The following is a 16,389-nucleotide window of genomic DNA, read 5'->3' as shown; positions in this document are numbered from 1 at the left end:
AAGCGGGAATCAGGCAGCGCTCGGTTTTATTAAACCTACAAACTATCGATAGGCCGATAGTCCAGTTGCAGCTCAAGCGCCAGTTGCTTCGCGCGGCCGAGCCTGATCGGGCCGCGCTCGATATCCACCAGCAATCCAGGGCAGTCGAGCACAGGCAACCCGGCGATAGCCTTGAGCCGCCCATCGGTGATCACCAGCAGCCGTTGCTGCTCGGCCGGGTAACGCTGGCGACGTGTTTGCAGCCATTGGCCGGCTTCGGACAACGCCGCCAGCAACGGCGTGCCGCCACCGGCGCCCAGCTGCGCCAACCAGCCGGTCAAGCCTTTGGCGGCCTTGAGCCCCTGCACCTGCCATTCAGGTGCGTGCCCGCTGGCGGTCAATAACGCCATGCGCGCCCGCTGTCGATACGCGTCATCAAACAGTTGGGCGAGCAGGCCTTTGGCGTCGCTCAGCGCGCCATGGCGGCGGGTGGACGCCGAGGCATCGACAATCACCAGCCACAGCTCATGAGGCGTGCGGCTACGCAGGTGATAGAGCAGATCCTCACGGCACTGCGGCCGGCCGCCGAGCAAGGTGCCCGGCCAATTGATCGCGCCACGCTGGGCGCTGCGCGCCTTGCCGTGCCTGCCGTGTTCCAGTCGCCCTGCTTTGGGCCGGGCATCCGCCCCCGCGTCAGGTCGAGGGCGAATGCCTAGGGCTTTTTTGGCCAGGCGGGTACTTCCCGGCGGGCGCCCGTGGGCAATGCGGGCGCGGGCATATCGCCCCACTGGCCCTGGCCGGGCGACGGGTCAGACGGTTTTGCAGCCTGGCCCTGATCGGGCGGGCTTGTCGACGCTGACTGCGGTTGGCGGCGATGACGCAAGGCGAACTCGGCCACCGCTTCGATATCTTCTTCGGCGATGGCAGCCGCGCCGCGCCAGGCGGCATGGGCACGCGCGCCGCGCAACCAGACCAGGTCGGCGCGCAAGCCATCGACACCGGCGGCAAAGCACCGCTCGGTGATCTGCGCCAGGGCCTGGTCGTCCAGCTCAATGCTGTCGAGCCGCTGGCGCGCCTGGGTGCAACGCTCACGCAGCGCCGCCTGCGGTTCGGCCCATTGGCGGCAGAACGCCGCCGGGTCGCTGTCGAAATCCAGGCGGCGCCGGATGATTTGCCCGCGCTCGCTGGGCAAGGTCTGCCCGCTCAGCGCCACATTGAAGCCGAAGCGGTCGAGCAGTTGCGGGCGCAACTCGCCCTCCTCCGGGTTCATGGTGCCGATCAGCACAAAACGCGCCGAATGGCGATGGGAGATACCGTCGCGCTCGATCAGGTTGGTGCCGCTGGCGGCCACATCCAACAGCAGGTCCACCAGGTGGTCGGGAAGCAAGTTGACTTCATCGACGTACAGCACGCCGCCATCGGCCTTGGCCAGTACACCTGGGGAAAATTGCGCACGGCCCTCGCCCAGCGCGGCATCCAGGTCCAGGGTGCCGACCAGACGCTCTTCGGTGGCGCCCAATGGCAGGGTGACGAACTGGCCACTGGCGAGCAGGTCCGCAAGGCCACGCGCCAGTGTGGATTTGGCCATGCCGCGTGGGCCTTCGATCAGCACGCCGCCGATTTTCGGGTCGATGGCGGTCAGGCACAGCGCCAGTTTCAGCTCATCGGCGCCGACCACGGCGGACAGCGGGAAGTGGGGGATATCGGTCATAGTCAACTCTAAGTGGATCGTTCCCACGCTCCCGCGTGGGAACGCTTCAATGGACGCTCTGCGTCCGCTTTTGTGACGCGGAGCGTCACTGGCTGCATTCCCACGCGGAGCGTGGGAACGATCGGTCAAAGATCGGTCAGGTGTCTTCTTCTATGTCCAGCAACAGGTTTTCCAACGCCTCGCGATACGCGCCCGGCTCCTGCCACATGCCGCGCTGCTGGGCTTCGAGCATGCGCTCGGTCATGTCGCGCAGTGCCGCCGGGTTGTGCTGCTGTACAAAGGCGCGGGTGTCGGCGTCGAGCAGGTAAGCGTCGGCGAGCAAGGCGTATTGGTGATCGTCGATCAGCGCAGTGGTGGCGTCGAATGCGAACAGGTTGTCCACCGTGGCCGCCATCTCGAATGCGCCTTTATAACCGTGGCGTTTCACGCCGTCGATCCACTTGGGGTTGGCGGCACGGGAGCGGATCACCCGGTTGAGCTCTTCCTTCAAGGTGCGGATCTTCGGCAAGTCCGGCTGGCTGTGGTCGCCATGGTAGCTGGCGGCCTTATCGCCACTCAGGGTTTCCACGGCGGCGAGCATGCCGCCCTGGAATTGGTAGTAATCGTTGGAATCAAGCAGGTCGTGTTCGCGGTTGTCCTGGTTTTGCAATACCGCCTGCACCTGGCTCAGGCGCTGGGCGAATTGTTCGCGGGCGGCGGTTCCCTCGTCGGAGCCGCCATAGGCGTAGCCGCCCCAGTTCAGGTAGACCTCGGCCAAGTCTTCGCGGCTTTGCCACAGGCGACCGTCAATCGCACCCTGCACGCCCGCGCCATAGGCACCGGGCTTAGCGCCAAAGATGCGCCAGCCCGCCTGCTTCGCAGCCGCCGCGTCGTCCAGGCCCGACTCGAGCAACGCTTGACGCTCACTGCGCACCTTGGCGGCCAGCGGGTTCATATCGTCCGGTTCATCCAGCGCCGCCACTGCCTGCACCGCCGCATCGAACAGGCGGATCAGGTTGGCGAACGCATCGCGGAAGAACCCGGACACGCGCAGCGTCACATCGACCCGTGGGCGATCCAACAGGCTGATCGGCAGGATTTCAAAGTCATCCACACGCTGGCTGCCCGTGGCCCATACCGGGCGCACGCCCATCAGCGCCATGGCCTGGGCGATATCGTCGCCGCCGGTGCGCATGGTGGCAGTGCCCCAGACAGAGAGACCGAGCTGGCGCAAATGGTCGCCGTGGTCTTGCAAGTGCCGCTCAAGGATCAGGTTGGCGGATTGAAAACCGATGCGCCAGGCCGTGGTGGTGGGCAAGTTGCGCACATCCACGCTGAAGAAATTACGCCCGGTGGGCAGCACATCCAGGCGCCCGCGACTTGGCGCACCGCTGGGGCCAGCCGGTACAAAACGACCGCCGAGGGCATCCAGCAGGCCGCGCATTTCGGCGGGGCCGCAGGCGTCCAGGCGCGGCGCGACAACAATGCGCAGGCTCTCGATGACTGACTTGACGTCCTCCCAGCCGGGTTCTTCAAGCTGTTCCAGCGGCCCTTCCAGTGCCTGCTCGATCAGCCGCGCGGCATACAGCTCCAGACGTTCACGGGTGTCACCGGCGGTGCGCCACAGCTGCGCGTCGATCTTCTGCAATACCTCGGGACGGCGCCCGGTCCAGGGTTCGGCCAATGCGCAATCCAGTGGGTCGAAACCCAGGTCGAAGGCTTTGGCCAACACCCGCGGCAGGCTCGATTGCGGGCCACGGCCATCGCCACGGGGAATGCGCAGCAGGGCCAGCAAGGTGTCGATGCGCAGGCGGCCCTCGGGCGACTCGCCAAAAATATGCAGGCCGTCGCGGATCTGCGATTCCTTTAAGTCACACAGGTAGGTGTCCAGGCGCGGCAGCCACACCGCTGCGTCGGCATCCTTATCCAGCTCAAGTTCCTGGTCGATACGGGTTTCGCGCACCAGCTTGAGAATGTCTTTTTGCAGCTCGAGGGCGCGGCGTGGGTCAAGCAGCTGCGCTTCGTAATATTCGTCTGCCAACAGCTCCAGGTTACGCAGCGGGCCGTAGGTTTCGGCGCGGGTCAGCGGCGGCATCAGGTGGTCGATGATCACCGCCTGGGTGCGGCGCTTGGCCTGAGCGCCCTCGCCTGGGTCGTTAACGATAAACGGGTAGATATTCGGCAATGGCCCGAGCAGCGCGTCCGGCCAGCACTGTTGCGACAGCCCGACACCCTTGCCCGGCAGCCACTCAAGGTTGCCATGCTTGCCCACATGGATCACACCATGGGCGCCGTAGGTGTGGCGCAACCAGAAGTAGAACGCCAGGTAGCCGTGGGGCGGCACCAGGTCGGGGTCGTGGTACACCGCGCTGTGGTCCACCTGATAACCGCGTGCCGGCTGAATGCCGACAAAGGTCAGGCCCAGGCGCAGGCCGGCGATCATCATGCGCCCGTCGCGGCACATCGGGTCGTTATGGGGCGCGCCCCAGCGTTCCAGCACCGCCTGGCGATTGGCTTCGGGCAAGCGCTGGAACATCGCCTCGTAGTCGTCCAGGCCCAGGCTTTGATGGCACGGGCGCAGGTCGAGGCTGTCGAGGTCGTTGGTGACGCCGCCAAGCAGTTCCTGGATCAAGGCGGTGCCGCTGGCGGGCAACTCACTCGGCACCGGGTAACCTTCGGCTTGCAGCGCCCGCAGGATATTCAGTGCCGCCGCCGGGGTGTCCAGGCCGACGCCATTGCCGATGCGGCCGTCACGGGTCGGGTAATTGGCCAGGATCAGTGCGATGCGTTTGTCGGCATTCGGTACCCGCGCCAGTTCAACCCAGCGCCGCGCCAGTTCGGCAACAAAATCCATGCGCTCCGGCGCTGCGCGGTAGCACACCACGTCGGATTGGCTGCGCTCGCTGCGCCAGGCCAAGTCTTTAAAGCTGATGGGCCGGCTGATAATGCGCCCGTCCAGCTCCGGCAAGGCAATGTGCATGGCCAGGTCACGCGGGCCAAGGCCTTGTTCACTGGCCTCCCAGCCGGGCTGGTTGTCTTGGGCGCAAATCGCCTGGATCACCGGGATATCGCGGCGAAACGGCCGCAGGTGCGGGGCCTCGGGGCTGGATTGGGCAAAGCCGGTGGTGTTCAAGATTACCGCCGCCTGCACTTCATCCAGCCAGTCCTCGACCACCGTCAGGCAGCCGGGCTCTTTTAAACTGGCCACCGCTATCGGCAGCGGGTTAAGACCCGCCGCCTGCAAGCGTTGGCAGAAAACATCGATAAAACTGGTATTGGCCGCCTGCAGGTGCGAGCGGTAGAACAACACCGCCGCCACCGGCCAGTCGGCGTGCCAATCGGCCTGCCAGTCGTTCAGCCGTGGGTGGGGTTTATGCGGGTGATAAATCGCCGTGCGCGCCAGGGTTTGCGGCTCGTCCCAGGCGTAGTCGCGGCCCAGGTGGCTGCTGGCCAGGCAACGATAAAAATCCAGCGCATTGCCCAAGCCGCCCTGGCGCAGGAAGTGCCAGAGGCGATCGCGTTCAGCCGTGCCAACGGTGCTTAAGCCGCTGAGTTCCGGGTCGGGGCGATCATCGCCCGGCACCAGAATCAGCTGCACGCCGCGCTCCGCCAACTCCACCAGGCGCTCAATGCCGTAGCGCCAGTAACCGATGCCGCCGTGCAGTGAAATCAGGATGACCTTGGCGTGGCGCAGCACCTCGTCGACGTAGAGGTCGACCGAGGCGTGGTTCTGCACCTGCATGGGGTTGGCCAGACGAAAGCTGGGGTAGTCGTCGGGCAACTGCCGGCCGGCCTCGGCCAACAGTGCGAGGCTGGAATCACCGCTGCACAGGATCACCAGTTCGGCGGGGGTTTGGCCCAAGTCGGCAATATTGTCGTCCGAAACGAAACCACCCGGCTGAGTCCTGAGCAGGTGCATGGGTTAAACGCTGAGCGCTGCGCGCAATTGCGCTTCGAGGCCCGCCGCGTCCAGCGCCTGGCCGATCAGCACCAGGCGTGTGATGCGCGCTTCGTCGGCGCCCCAGGCACGGTCGAAATGTTTGTCGAAACGCGTGCCCACACCCTGGATCAACAGGCGCATCGGCTTGTTCGGGATCGCCGCAAAGCCTTTGACGCGCAGGATGCCGTGCTGCACCACCAACTGGGTCAGGGCGTCGAGCAGCAGCGCTTCGTCGGCCTGCGGCAGGTCGATGGAGATGGAATCGAACGCATCGTGGTCGTGATCGTGGTCGTCTTCACCGTCGTGGTGATGATCGTGATGGCTGTGGCGGCCGTCGATGTGTTCTTCGGAACCGGCGCCCAGGCCGATCAGCACGTCCAGTGGCAGGCGACCGCTGCTGGCTTCGACGATTTTCACGGCTGGCGGCAGTTCCTCGGCGACTTCCAGGCGCACGCGGGCCAGGTCTTCGGCGCTGATCAGGTCGGATTTGTTGAGGATCACCAGGTCGGCGCTGGCCAGTTGGTCGGCGAACAGCTCGTGCAGCGGCGATTCGTGGTCCAGGTTCGGGTCGAGTTTGCGCTGGGCGTCAACCTGGTCCGGGAAAGCGGCGAAGGTGCCGGCGGCCACGGCCGGGCTGTCGACCACGGTGATGACTGCGTCAACCGTGCAGGCGCTGCGGATTTCCGGCCACTGGAAGGCTTGCACCAGCGGTTTTGGCAGGGCCAGGCCCGAAGTTTCGATAAGGATATGGTCGAGGTCGCCGCGACGTGCCACCAGCTCGCGCATCACCGGGAAGAACTCTTCCTGCACGGTGCAGCACAGGCAGCCGTTGGCCAGTTCGTAAACGCGGCCGTTGGCCTCTTCTTCGGTGCAACCGATTGAGCACTGCTTGAGGATTTCACCGTCGATGCCCAGCTCGCCGAACTCGTTGACGATCACGGCGATGCGACGGCCCTGGGCGTTGTCGAGCATATGGCGCAGCAAGGTGGTTTTACCCGAGCCGAGGAAGCCGGTAACGATGGTGACGGGAAGTTTGGCCAGTGTTTTCATCGGATGCCCTTTGGGGCGGGCATACGGGACGATAAGCCCTGCGACGGCGCGCAGCAGCGGATTTCGTCACCGGATCACCCCGCCCGGTTAAGTAGAAATTCAGTTGCGAGGCAGGTCTCCTGGCTTGGGGCTTGCGAGTCGGGTGACCCGCGCCGGCTGCGCCTTCCCGCCGTTATGGCAGTGGCGTGGCAGTCAGCTGAACCCTTCACAGTTGCGGGGGCAGCCGCGGCTTGGACCGCGTTCCCTTCTTAGCTTCGGCGTGGGCCGAAGAACCTCGAAGGTGCAAGGCTACAGGGGCTCGCGGCATTTGACTACCGTCGCCCGCTCATGCTTTCCTACACATCTTGTTTCGGGTGCCCTTCACAGGGTGAAACGGGAAACCGGTGAGTCATAGCGTGATGACGAGTCCGGTGCTGCCCCCGCAACGGTAAGCGAGCGAAGCGTCAAATCCACTGTGCCTGTGCATGGGAAGGAGATGCTTGATACGGCCCGGCTCTTTTCCCAAGAGCGCCCCTCGCAAGCCCGGAGACCGGCCCGAAAAAATCAGATAACAAACCCGCGGTGGGCGGGCGCTGTTCAGAACCCTGCGTGCCTGCCTCGCGGGGTTTTCATGCGCCTGCGCCACCCTGAAACCCTGAAGGGACGCGCCATGTCGATCATCAGCAGCACTTCGCACACCGCCAGCAGCACCGCCACCTTGAGCCAACGCCTGGGCGCCGCCATCGGCGCGTCGATCCTCGGCGCATGCCTGGTGTACTTCGCCGGTTTCTCGCATATCGAAGCGGTGCACAACGCCGCCCACGATACCCGCCACAGCGCCGCGTTCCCGTGCCACTGAGGCCTGCCGACATGATCAAGCGTATTGCTCAAACCGCAGGTTTCACCGGCCTGCTGGCCGCCCTGTTGCTGACCCTGCTGCAAAGTTTCTGGGTCGCCCCGCTGATTTTGCAGGCGGAAACCTTTGAAAAGGCCCCGGTTGCCGAAGTCGCGCACGAACACGCCGCCGGGGCCGCAGCTCACACCCACGACGCCGAAGCCTGGGAGCCGGAAAATGGCTGGCAGCGTGTGCTGTCGACCACCGGCGGCAACCTGGTGGTAGCGGTGGGTTTCGCGCTGATGCTCGCCGGTCTCTACACCTTGCGCGCGCCGACCCGCACAGCTCAAGGGTTGCTCTGGGGTTTGGCCGGTTACGCAACGTTTGTACTGGCGCCGACCCTGGGGCTGCCGCCGGAGTTGCCGGGCACGGCTGCCGCCGACCTGGCGCAACGGCAGATCTGGTGGATCGGCACTGCGGCCTCTACCGCTGCGGGTATCGCACTGCTGGTGTTTGGTCGTAGCTGGCTGCTCAAGGTGCTGGGCGTGGCGATCCTGGCCGTGCCCCACGTGATCGGCGCGCCGCAACCGCAAGTGCATTCGATGCTGGCACCCGAAGCCCTGGAAGCGCAGTTCAAGATCGCCTCGCAACTGACCAACGTCGCCTTCTGGCTGGCCTTGGGCTGGATCAGCGCGTGGCTGTTTCGCCGCAACCGCGACGGCCAATACTCGGCATGACGCTGGTGGTCGGCCTGGGTTGCCAGCGCGGCTGTGATGTTCACACCCTGCTGGGCCTGCTTGACGCAGCCCTCGCCGACGGCGGCATTGATCGCCAACGCATCACCGCGTTGGCGAGCATTGATCACAAACACGATGAACCCGGCCTGCTGGCCCTGGCCCGGCTGCTGGAACTGCCCTTGCGGTGTTTCAGTGCAGAACAATTGGCTGGTTATCAAGACCGCTTGAGCCACACGTCAGCCGTCGCTTTTGCGCATACCGGTTGCTACGGCATCGCCGAAAGCGCGGCCCTGGCCCTGGCTGAACAGCTGTCTCAACGCCCCGCTCGCCTGTTGATCACGCGCAAAAAAACCGCCCAGGCGACGTTTGCATTGGCATGCGCCGACTAAAATCCCGATAATTGCGCGCCTCGATCATGAGCAATTTTCATGCTCGCCCGTTTTTTTCAACAGGAACTCCCATGACCGTCTACTTTATCGGCGCAGGCCCCGGCGACCCGGAATTGATCACCGTCAAGGGCCAGCGGCTGATCCGCAGTTGCCCGGTGATCATCTACGCCGGCTCCCTGGTACCGGCGGCGGTATTGCAAGGTCATCAGGCCGAACAGGTGGTCAACAGCGCCCAACTGCACCTGGAGCAGATCATTGAGCTGATCAAGACAGCCCACGCCAACGGCCAGGATGTGGCGCGCGTGCACTCCGGCGACCCAAGCCTGTATGGCGCGATTGGCGAGCAGATCCGTTATTTGCGTGAGTTGGACATCCCCTTCCGGATCATCCCTGGGGTGACGGCGGTGTCGGCTTGCGCAGCATTGCTGGAGACAGAGCTGACCCTGCCGGACATCGCCCAGAGTGTGATCCTGACCCGTTATGCCGATAAAACCAGCATGCCGGCCGGTGAAGCGTTCGACAGTTTGGCGCAACACGGCACAACGATGGCGATTCACCTGGGGGTCAACCATCTGGAGAAGATCGTCGCCGAACTGCTGCCGCACTACGGCGCGGACTGCCCGATTGCCGTGGTGCACCGCGCGACGTGGCCGGATCAGGATTGGGTGATGGGCACGTTGGCGGATATTGCCGCGAAGGTGGCGGCCAAAGGGTTTCGGCGTACGGCGTTGATTGTGGTGGGCCGGGTGCTGGCCAGTGATGGTTTCAGCGAATCGTCGCTGTATCGGGCGGGGCATGCTCACCTGTATCGCCCCTGAATAAACGCGCTCCCACAGTTAATCTGCTTTGTTAGGTAGACCGCGTAAGGCACTGAATTTTAAGAATAAAAACGGCGCTCACGGGGCGCCGTTTTTTCTTCGCAGTGAACACCTTACTCAGTAGTAGGCGTTTTCTTTCTGCGTGTGGTCGGTCACGTCACGTACGCCCTTGAGCTCCGGGATACGTTCGAGCAAGGTGCGCTCGATGCCCCCACGCAAGGTCACGTCCGCCTGGCCGCAGCCTTGGCAGCCGCCGCCGAACTTGAGCACGGCAATACCGTCTTCGACCACATCGATCAGGCTGACCTGACCGCCGTGGCTGGCCAGCCCCGGATTGATCTCGGTTTGCAGGTAGTAGTTGATGCGCTCGTTGACCGGGCTGTCGGCGTTGACGTTCGGCACCTTGGCGTTGGGCGCCTTGATGGTCAACTGGCCGCCCATGCGATCGGTGGCGTAGTCGACCACGGCGTCGTCGAGGAAGGCTTCGCTGAAGTTGTCGATGTACGCGGTGAAGCTTTTAAGCCCCAGAGCGGTGTCTTCAGGTTTCTCTTCCCCAGGCTTGCAGTAGGCGATGCAAGTCTCGGCGTACTGGGTGCCGGGTTGGGTAATAAAGACGCGGATGCCGACGCCTGGGGTGTTCTGCTTGGACAGCAGGTCAGCCAGGTAATCGTGGGCGGCGTCGGTAATGGTTATGGCAGTCATGGAAACTCCTCACAGGCTTGCCGGCAGTTTACGCCAAAATATTACGCAGGTACAAAGTCCGAGTAATTTTGTCGGAAAAGACCCAAACCCCTCATCAAAGATTTTCATAGCGATTCATATCCAGCACACCCTCTTCCACCGGCGTCGTCTCGCGGATGTACTGCGACAGGTCGTGAAAGTACTGCCAGAACAGCGGATGACTGCGCCGCACACCCCACCGATCAACAATTTTCTCGAACCGTTTGGCGTCCTTGGCGTTTTCCATGGCCGCCACAAACGCCGGCACTTCCTGCGCCGGGATGTTGAAGATGAAGTTCGGATAGCTGCTAAGCACACCCGGATAGATCGTCACCGTATCCAACCCCGGCTGATAGCGATAAGCCTCGCCCAGCAGGAACGCCACATTGCTGTGCGCGCGGTTACGCAGCAGGCTGTAAACCACGCGCTTGCCGCTGGCGGTCTCGATACGCAGCATGGTTGCCTCAGGCAACTGATCAATCACCTTGAGCCCCGCCGCCGGGCGCGATGTCAGCCGGCTCAACGCCTGCTCCGCGTCCTGCAACGCCGGGTCGATACCATCGCGCGAGCAATAAGCACCCGTGCAACGGTTGATCGGATCCGGGCTGGCATTCAAATTGCCGTAACGCGTCAGTAACTGGTTGGCAAAGTCACGTTTCGGGTCTTTTTCATCCAGATGCAAGCCGCTTGGCTTGTCGTCGTCAATCGCCTCGTAGTCCAGCCACAGCTTGAGCTTGCCGCTGTTCTGGTACCAATCATCCATAAAGGCATCGCGGGTATCGGCCGGCATCAGGCGCAGGAAGTTCTGCTCGGCGCCGTTGCGGATCAGGTCGAAATACAGCCGGGTCTGGGCCTGGTGCGACACATTGCCGAACACGTCGAAATTCACCGCCAACTGGTAATAGGTGCGCTCCAGCAGCGGATAGTCGAACAACCACATCGTCTGCGGTACTTCGCCAATCAAGCCTTTGGTCACCGCAGCACTGTCGAAATGCCGGAAAATCGTCAGCAAGGCATTGTCATTCCCCGCCCACAAGGTCGACCAGCTCGGCGGCGGCACGTCCGCGTAGCTGTCTCGGCGCAAGGCTTCGTACTGGTTGCGCTTGTCGCGATAGGCCAGCCACAGGCTGAGCACGCTGCCCACGTCATCGTTCTGCCCCGGCATAGCCAGCAGCGGCGTGGCCTGGCCGCGATAGCGTGCATCGGTGATGTACAGGTCATGGTCCGGGTCCTGGAACAGCGTCCAGAAATTGTCGCGGATCACATCCGTGGCGATCTGCCCACGGCAGACCGGCCCGCGAATAAAGGTGCGCACAAAATACTCGGCGTTATCGAGCATGAACTGGTAGCGGGCCTTGGCCGGGATGGCTTCGAAGGTCTCGAACGGGTTGGCACGGCGACCCGGGCCATAGCCCGGCAAGGCACTCACCTGCCATTCGCCGGAATAGAACAGGTCTTTGATACGCAGCATTTTCGCCGCACTGAACGGGTAAGTGATGTGGGTTTTATGCACGATCACGCCCTGCACCGGCCACAGGCGGTAATACACCTGGGTGCCCGGATCATCATTGGGGCGACGGGTAGCGATCAGGTCGATGGGCTGACCACTTGGCGTGCGCGAACGCACCCACTGGAAGAAATGCCCCGGCTCGCCGTTTTCGAAGTAGATATGCGCCAGGTATAAATGCTCGTACAACCAGCGAGCCACCAGGCTTTCGCGGGCGCCGGGCTGGTTGAACAGGTTTTCCCACTGCTGTACTTGCAGGGCTTCCCTGGCACTCGGCGCCAGGCCTTGTTCATCAATCGGCGCACCGGAGGCGAGCCAGCGCTGCAGGGTCTGGTATTGCTGGTCAGTCAAACCGGTGACCGCCAGCGGCATGCCTTCCTTGGGATGGCTGCCGGCGTAGGCATTGAACTCGCCGGGCATGGCGCACAGGTTCTGGCGGTTGAGGCCCAACACGATCTCGTCGGGCAGCTTGGCATTCGGTTGCAGCGGTGCGTTATGCCCCAGTTCCAGCATGCGCGCCATCAACGCAGCCTGGCTGCCTTGGGCGTCGAGTACCGAATAGAAGCCTTTTTGCCGCCAGGCCTGCTTGCCGAAGGCGTCGTAGAACAAACGCGTGGTCGGTGTGGCCTGGCTGCGCTCGCCGTCATACACCGGGGTTTTGCTCGCGCCACGGGCCGCGCCCTCGGCGCTGCCCAGGTTCAATTGGCACGCGGAGTCGTAGCAGGCATGGCAGGCCACGCATTTTTCGGTGAAGATCGGCTGGATGTCGCGGGTATAGGAAATCGCCGGGGCGGGTCCGTTGGCCTGTGCAACGCAGGCGACCAGTGCCAGGACGGCGCTGGTGAGTAGACGAAGTGACATGTATCCGGTCCCGATTCAATGCGTGCGCTATAAGTGCCGGCGAGTCTACCGGGTCAAGGCCCGCACCAACATGAACGATATTCATGCAAAACCACGACATGCTCTAAATCGGCACAGGTTTGCTATGATTCACGCCCTCCGAAATGCCTGACCAGAGTAGCCCCATGTCCGACCGTAGCGTTCGTCTGCAAGCCCTTCATCAAGCCCTCAAGGACCGTATCCTGATCCTCGATGGTGGTATGGGCACGATGATCCAGAGCTACAAGCTCGAAGAGCAGGATTATCGCGGCAAACGCTTTGCTGACTGGCCCAGTGATGTCAAAGGCAACAACGACCTGCTGGTTCTCACCCGCCCGGACGTGATCGGCGGCATCGAAAAGGCTTACCTGGATGCCGGCGCCGACATTCTGGAAACCAACACCTTCAACGCCACGCGTATCTCCATGGCCGATTACGGCATGGAAGAACTGGCCTATGAACTCAACGTAGAAGGCGCCCGCCTGGCACGCAAGATCGCCGACGCCAAAACAGCCGAGAACCCGGCCAAGCCGCGTTTTGTTGCCGGCGTGCTGGGCCCGACCAGCCGCACCTGCTCGCTGTCGCCGGACGTGAACAACCCCGGCTACCGCAACGTGACCTTCGATGAACTGGTGGAAAACTACACCGAGGCCACCAAGGGCCTGATCGAAGGCGGCGCCGACCTGATCCTGATCGAGACCATCTTCGACACGCTCAACGCCAAGGCCGCGATCTTCGCCGTGCAAGGCGTGTTTGAGGAGTTGAACGTCGAACTGCCGATCATGATCTCCGGCACCATCACCGACGCCTCCGGCCGTACCCTGTCGGGCCAGACCACCGAAGCGTTCTGGAACTCGGTGGCGCACGCCAAGCCGATTTCGGTGGGCCTCAACTGCGCCTTGGGCGCCAGCGAACTGCGTCCGTACCTCGAAGAACTGTCGAACAAGGCCAACACCCATGTGTCGGCGCACCCAAACGCCGGCCTGCCCAACGAGTTCGGCGAGTACGACGAACTGCCGTCACAAACCGCCAAGGTCATCGAAGAGTTCGCCCAGAGCGGTTTCCTCAACATCGTCGGCGGCTGCTGCGGCACCACGCCGGGCCACATTGAGGCCATCGCCAAGGCTGTGGCCGGGTATGCGCCGCGCCAAATTCCGGACATTCCCAAGGCCTGCCGCTTGTCGGGCCTGGAGCCGTTCACCATTGATCGCAGTTCGTTGTTCGTCAACGTCGGCGAGCGTACCAACATCACCGGTTCCGCCAAGTTCGCCCGGCTGATCCGTGAAGACAACTACACCGAAGCCCTGGAAGTCGCCCTGCAGCAGGTGGAAGCCGGCGCGCAGGTGATCGACATCAACATGGACGAGGGCATGCTCGATTCGAAGAAGGCCATGGTCACCTTCCTCAATCTGATTGCCGGTGAGCCGGACATCTCCCGTGTACCGATCATGATCGACTCTTCCAAATGGGAAGTGATCGAGGCCGGCCTCAAGTGCATTCAGGGCAAGGGCATCGTCAATTCGATCAGCATGAAGGAAGGCGTCGAGCAGTTCATTCACCACGCCAAGCTGTGCAAGCGCTACGGCGCGGCGGTGGTGGTGATGGCCTTCGACGAAGCCGGCCAGGCCGACACCGAAGCGCGTAAAAAAGAGATCTGCAAACGCTCCTACGACATCCTCGTGAATGAAGTCGGCTTCCCGCCGGAAGACATCATTTTCGACCCGAACATCTTCGCGGTCGCCACCGGCATCGAAGAGCACAACAACTACGCCGTCGATTTCATCAACGCCTGCGCCTATATCCGCGACGAGCTGCCATATGCGCTGACCTCCGGCGGCGTGTCCAACGTGTCGTTCTCGTTCCGCGGCAACAACCCGGTGCGTGAGGCGATTCACTCGGTGTTCCTGCTGTATGCGATCCGCAACGGCCTGACCATGGGTATCGTCAACGCCGGCCAGCTGGAGATCTACGACCAGATCCCGGCCGAGCTGCGCGACGCGGTGGAAGACGTGGTGCTTAACCGCACGCCGGAAGGCACCGACGCCCTGCTGGCGATTGCCGACAAGTACAAGGGCGACGGCAGCGTCAAGGAAGCCGAAACCGAGGAATGGCGCGGCTGGGACGTCAACAAGCGTCTCGAGCACGCGCTGGTCAAGGGCATCACCACCCATATCGTCGAAGACACCGAAGAATCCCGCCAGTCGTTCGCACGCCCGATCGAAGTGATCGAAGGCCCGCTGATGTCCGGCATGAACATCGTCGGCGACCTGTTCGGCGCCGGCAAGATGTTCCTGCCTCAGGTGGTGAAGTCCGCCCGCGTGATGAAGCAGGCCGTGGCCCACTTGATTCCGTTTATCGAGCTGGAAAAAGGCGATAAACCGCAAGCCAAGGGCAAGATCCTGATGGCCACGGTCAAGGGCGACGTGCATGACATCGGCAAGAACATCGTCGGCGTGGTGCTCGGTTGCAACGGCTATGACATCGTGGACCTGGGTGTGATGGTGCCTGCGGAAAAAATCCTGCAGGTGGCCAAGGAACAGAAGTGCGACATCATCGGCCTTTCCGGCCTGATCACGCCATCCCTGGATGAAATGGTGCACGTGGCCCGTGAGATGCAGCGCCAGGACTTCCACCTGCCCTTGATGATCGGCGGCGCCACCACCTCCAAGGCGCACACGGCGGTGAAAATCGAGCCCAAGTACAGCAACGATGCAGTGATCTACGTTACCGACGCCTCACGCGCCGTGGGTGTGGCCACGCAGTTGCTGTCCAAGGAACTGAAGGCCGGTTTTGTCGAAAAAACCCGCCTGGAATACATCGACGTACGTGAGCGCACCGCCAACCGCAGTGCGCGCACCGAGCGCCTGAGCTATCCGGCCGCCATCGCCAAGAAGCCGCAGTTCGACTGGAGCAGCTACACCCCGGTCAAGCCGACGTTTACCGGCGCCAGGGTGCTGGACAACATTGATCTGCGGGTGCTGGCCGAATACATCGACTGGACGCCGTTCTTTATCTCCTGGGACCTGGCCGGCAAGTTCCCGCGCATCCTTGAAGACGAAGTGGTCGGTGAAGCCGCCACTGCGCTGTACGCCGATGCCCAGGAAATGCTCAACAAGCTGATCGACGAAAAGCTCATCAGCGCCCGCGCCGTGTTCGGTTTCTGGCCGAGCAACCAGGTGCAGGACGATGACCTGGAAGTCTACGGCGACGACGGCCAGCCGATTGCCAAGCTGCACCACCTGCGCCAGCAGATCATCAAGACCGACGGCAAGCCGAACTTCTCCCTGGCCGACTTCGTTGCGCCTAAGGACAGCGGCGTGACCGACTACATCGGTGGCTTTATCACCACCGCCGGCATCGGCGCCGAAGAAGTTGCCAAGGCCTATCAGGACGCTGGCGACGACTACAACTCGATCATGGTCAAGGCCCTGGCCGACCGCCTGGCCGAGGCGTGCGCCGAATGGCTGCACCAGCAAGTGCGTAAGGAACACTGGGGCTACGCTCAGGACGAACAGCTGGATAACGAGGCACTGATCAAAGAGCAATACAGCGGCATCCGCCCTGCCCCCGGCTACCCGGCGTGCCCGGACCACACCGAAAAAGCCCAGCTGTTTCAATTGCTCGACCCCGAGGCCCGCGAAATGCACGCAGGCCGTAGCGGTGTGTTTCTTACCGAGCATTACGCGATGTTCCCGGCAGCGGCGGTCAGCGGCTGGTACTTTGCCCACCCGCAGGCGCAGTATTTTGCAGTGGGCAAAGTCGACAAGGATCAGGTTGCCAGCTACACCGCACGCAAAGGCCAGGACCTGAGCGTGACGGAGCGCTGGCTGGCACCCAACCTGGGCTACGACAACTGACGGCCTGCC

General features: G+C 62.9%; 11 protein-coding genes and 2 riboswitches. Of the genes, 5 read left to right on the top strand and 6 right to left on the bottom strand.

The window, feature by feature from the left end:
- Positions 1-35 precede the first annotated feature (35 nt).
- The 4 genes from BFP92_RS02085 to cobW all read right to left on the bottom strand — a co-directional run bounded on the left by BFP92_RS02085 (position 36) and on the right by cobW (position 6,659).
- Positions 36-638 (bottom strand): vWA domain-containing protein, encoded by a 603-nt coding sequence (locus tag BFP92_RS02085; RefSeq protein ID WP_065911441.1) that lies wholly within the window; start codon positions 636-638, stop codon positions 36-38.
- 53 nt (positions 639-691) lie between these two features.
- Positions 692-1,690 carry a magnesium chelatase ATPase subunit I gene (locus BFP92_RS02080; RefSeq protein WP_065911431.1) on the bottom strand — a complete coding sequence of 333 codons (999 nt, stop codon included), beginning with the start codon at positions 1,688-1,690 and terminating at the stop codon, positions 692-694.
- A 136-nt stretch (positions 1,691-1,826) separates the two neighbouring features.
- Positions 1,827-5,588, bottom strand: coding sequence for a cobaltochelatase subunit CobN (cobN, locus tag BFP92_RS02075; RefSeq protein ID WP_065911429.1), 3,762 nt, complete (start codon positions 5,586-5,588; stop codon positions 1,827-1,829).
- Between the two features lie 3 nt (positions 5,589-5,591).
- Positions 5,592-6,659 carry a cobalamin biosynthesis protein CobW gene (cobW, locus tag BFP92_RS02070; RefSeq protein ID WP_065911427.1) on the bottom strand — a complete coding sequence of 356 codons (1,068 nt, stop codon included), beginning with the start codon at positions 6,657-6,659 and terminating at the stop codon, positions 5,592-5,594.
- A gap of 91 nt (positions 6,660-6,750) precedes the next feature.
- Positions 6,751-6,951, bottom strand: a riboswitch (cobalamin riboswitch).
- 42 nt (positions 6,952-6,993) lie between these two features.
- Positions 6,994-7,212: riboswitch (cobalamin riboswitch) on the top strand.
- A 96-nt stretch (positions 7,213-7,308) separates the two neighbouring features.
- Here cobW and BFP92_RS02065 point away from each other — a divergent pair.
- The 4 genes from BFP92_RS02065 to cobM all read left to right on the top strand — a co-directional run bounded on the left by BFP92_RS02065 (position 7,309) and on the right by cobM (position 9,417).
- The gene (locus BFP92_RS02065) at positions 7,309-7,497 is read left to right on the top strand and encodes a CbtB domain-containing protein (protein WP_056859468.1); all 189 of its coding nucleotides are present in this window, start codon (positions 7,309-7,311) and stop codon (positions 7,495-7,497) included.
- Between the two features lie 11 nt (positions 7,498-7,508).
- Entirely contained in the window at positions 7,509-8,210 is a 702-nt protein-coding gene (locus tag BFP92_RS02060) for a CbtA family protein (protein WP_065911425.1), read from the top strand.
- Complete coding sequence (locus BFP92_RS02055) at positions 8,207-8,599, top strand: cobalamin biosynthesis protein (protein WP_065911423.1); 393 nt, start codon at positions 8,207-8,209, stop codon at positions 8,597-8,599. Before BFP92_RS02060 ends, BFP92_RS02055 begins: the two co-directional genes overlap by 4 nt.
- Before the next feature lie 71 nt (positions 8,600-8,670).
- The gene (gene cobM / locus BFP92_RS02050) at positions 8,671-9,417 is read left to right on the top strand and encodes a precorrin-4 C(11)-methyltransferase (RefSeq protein ID WP_065911420.1); all 747 of its coding nucleotides are present in this window, start codon (positions 8,671-8,673) and stop codon (positions 9,415-9,417) included.
- Positions 9,418-9,534: 117 nt separating this feature from the next.
- Here the strand turns inward: cobM and nfuA are convergent, their stop codons facing one another.
- Together nfuA and BFP92_RS02040 are read right to left on the bottom strand one after the other, a co-directional pair.
- The gene (gene nfuA, locus BFP92_RS02045; RefSeq protein WP_065911418.1) at positions 9,535-10,119 is read right to left on the bottom strand and encodes a Fe-S biogenesis protein NfuA; all 585 of its coding nucleotides are present in this window, start codon (positions 10,117-10,119) and stop codon (positions 9,535-9,537) included.
- A gap of 94 nt (positions 10,120-10,213) precedes the next feature.
- Complete coding sequence (locus BFP92_RS02040; RefSeq protein ID WP_065911416.1) at positions 10,214-12,505, bottom strand: fatty acid cis/trans isomerase; 2,292 nt, start codon at positions 12,503-12,505, stop codon at positions 10,214-10,216.
- Between the two features lie 164 nt (positions 12,506-12,669).
- On the opposite strand from BFP92_RS02040, the gene metH reads away from it, so the two are divergent.
- Positions 12,670-16,380: a methionine synthase gene (metH, locus tag BFP92_RS02035; RefSeq protein ID WP_065911414.1), complete on the top strand. Its 3,711-nt coding sequence runs from the start codon at positions 12,670-12,672 to the stop codon at positions 16,378-16,380.
- Positions 16,381-16,389: the final 9 nt, after the last annotated feature.

Source organism: Pseudomonas sp. 58 R 3 (assembly GCF_900006605.1).
GTDB lineage: Bacteria > Pseudomonadota > Gammaproteobacteria > Pseudomonadales > Pseudomonadaceae > Aquipseudomonas > Aquipseudomonas salomonii.
This window is presented reverse-complemented; position numbering and strand designations above follow the sequence as displayed.

Excerpts from the sequence above, each read along its gene's own strand:
- BFP92_RS02080 (WP_065911431.1), bottom strand. The coding sequence starts at position 1,690 with ATGACCGATATCCCCCACTTCCCGCTGTCCGCCGTGGTCGGCGCCGAT.
- cobN (WP_065911429.1), bottom strand. The coding sequence starts at position 5,588 with ATGCACCTGCTCAGGACTCAGCCGGGTGGTTTCGTTTCGGACGACAAT.
- cobW (WP_065911427.1), bottom strand. The coding sequence starts at position 6,659 with ATGAAAACACTGGCCAAACTTCCCGTCACCATCGTTACCGGCTTCCTC.
- BFP92_RS02065 (WP_056859468.1), top strand. The coding sequence starts at position 7,309 with ATGTCGATCATCAGCAGCACTTCGCACACCGCCAGCAGCACCGCCACC.
- BFP92_RS02060 (WP_065911425.1), top strand. The coding sequence starts at position 7,509 with ATGATCAAGCGTATTGCTCAAACCGCAGGTTTCACCGGCCTGCTGGCC.
- BFP92_RS02055 (WP_065911423.1), top strand. The coding sequence starts at position 8,207 with ATGACGCTGGTGGTCGGCCTGGGTTGCCAGCGCGGCTGTGATGTTCAC.
- cobM (WP_065911420.1), top strand. The coding sequence starts at position 8,671 with ATGACCGTCTACTTTATCGGCGCAGGCCCCGGCGACCCGGAATTGATC.
- nfuA (WP_065911418.1), bottom strand. The coding sequence starts at position 10,119 with ATGACTGCCATAACCATTACCGACGCCGCCCACGATTACCTGGCTGAC.
- BFP92_RS02040 (WP_065911416.1), bottom strand. The coding sequence starts at position 12,505 with ATGTCACTTCGTCTACTCACCAGCGCCGTCCTGGCACTGGTCGCCTGC.
- metH (WP_065911414.1), top strand. The coding sequence starts at position 12,670 with ATGTCCGACCGTAGCGTTCGTCTGCAAGCCCTTCATCAAGCCCTCAAG.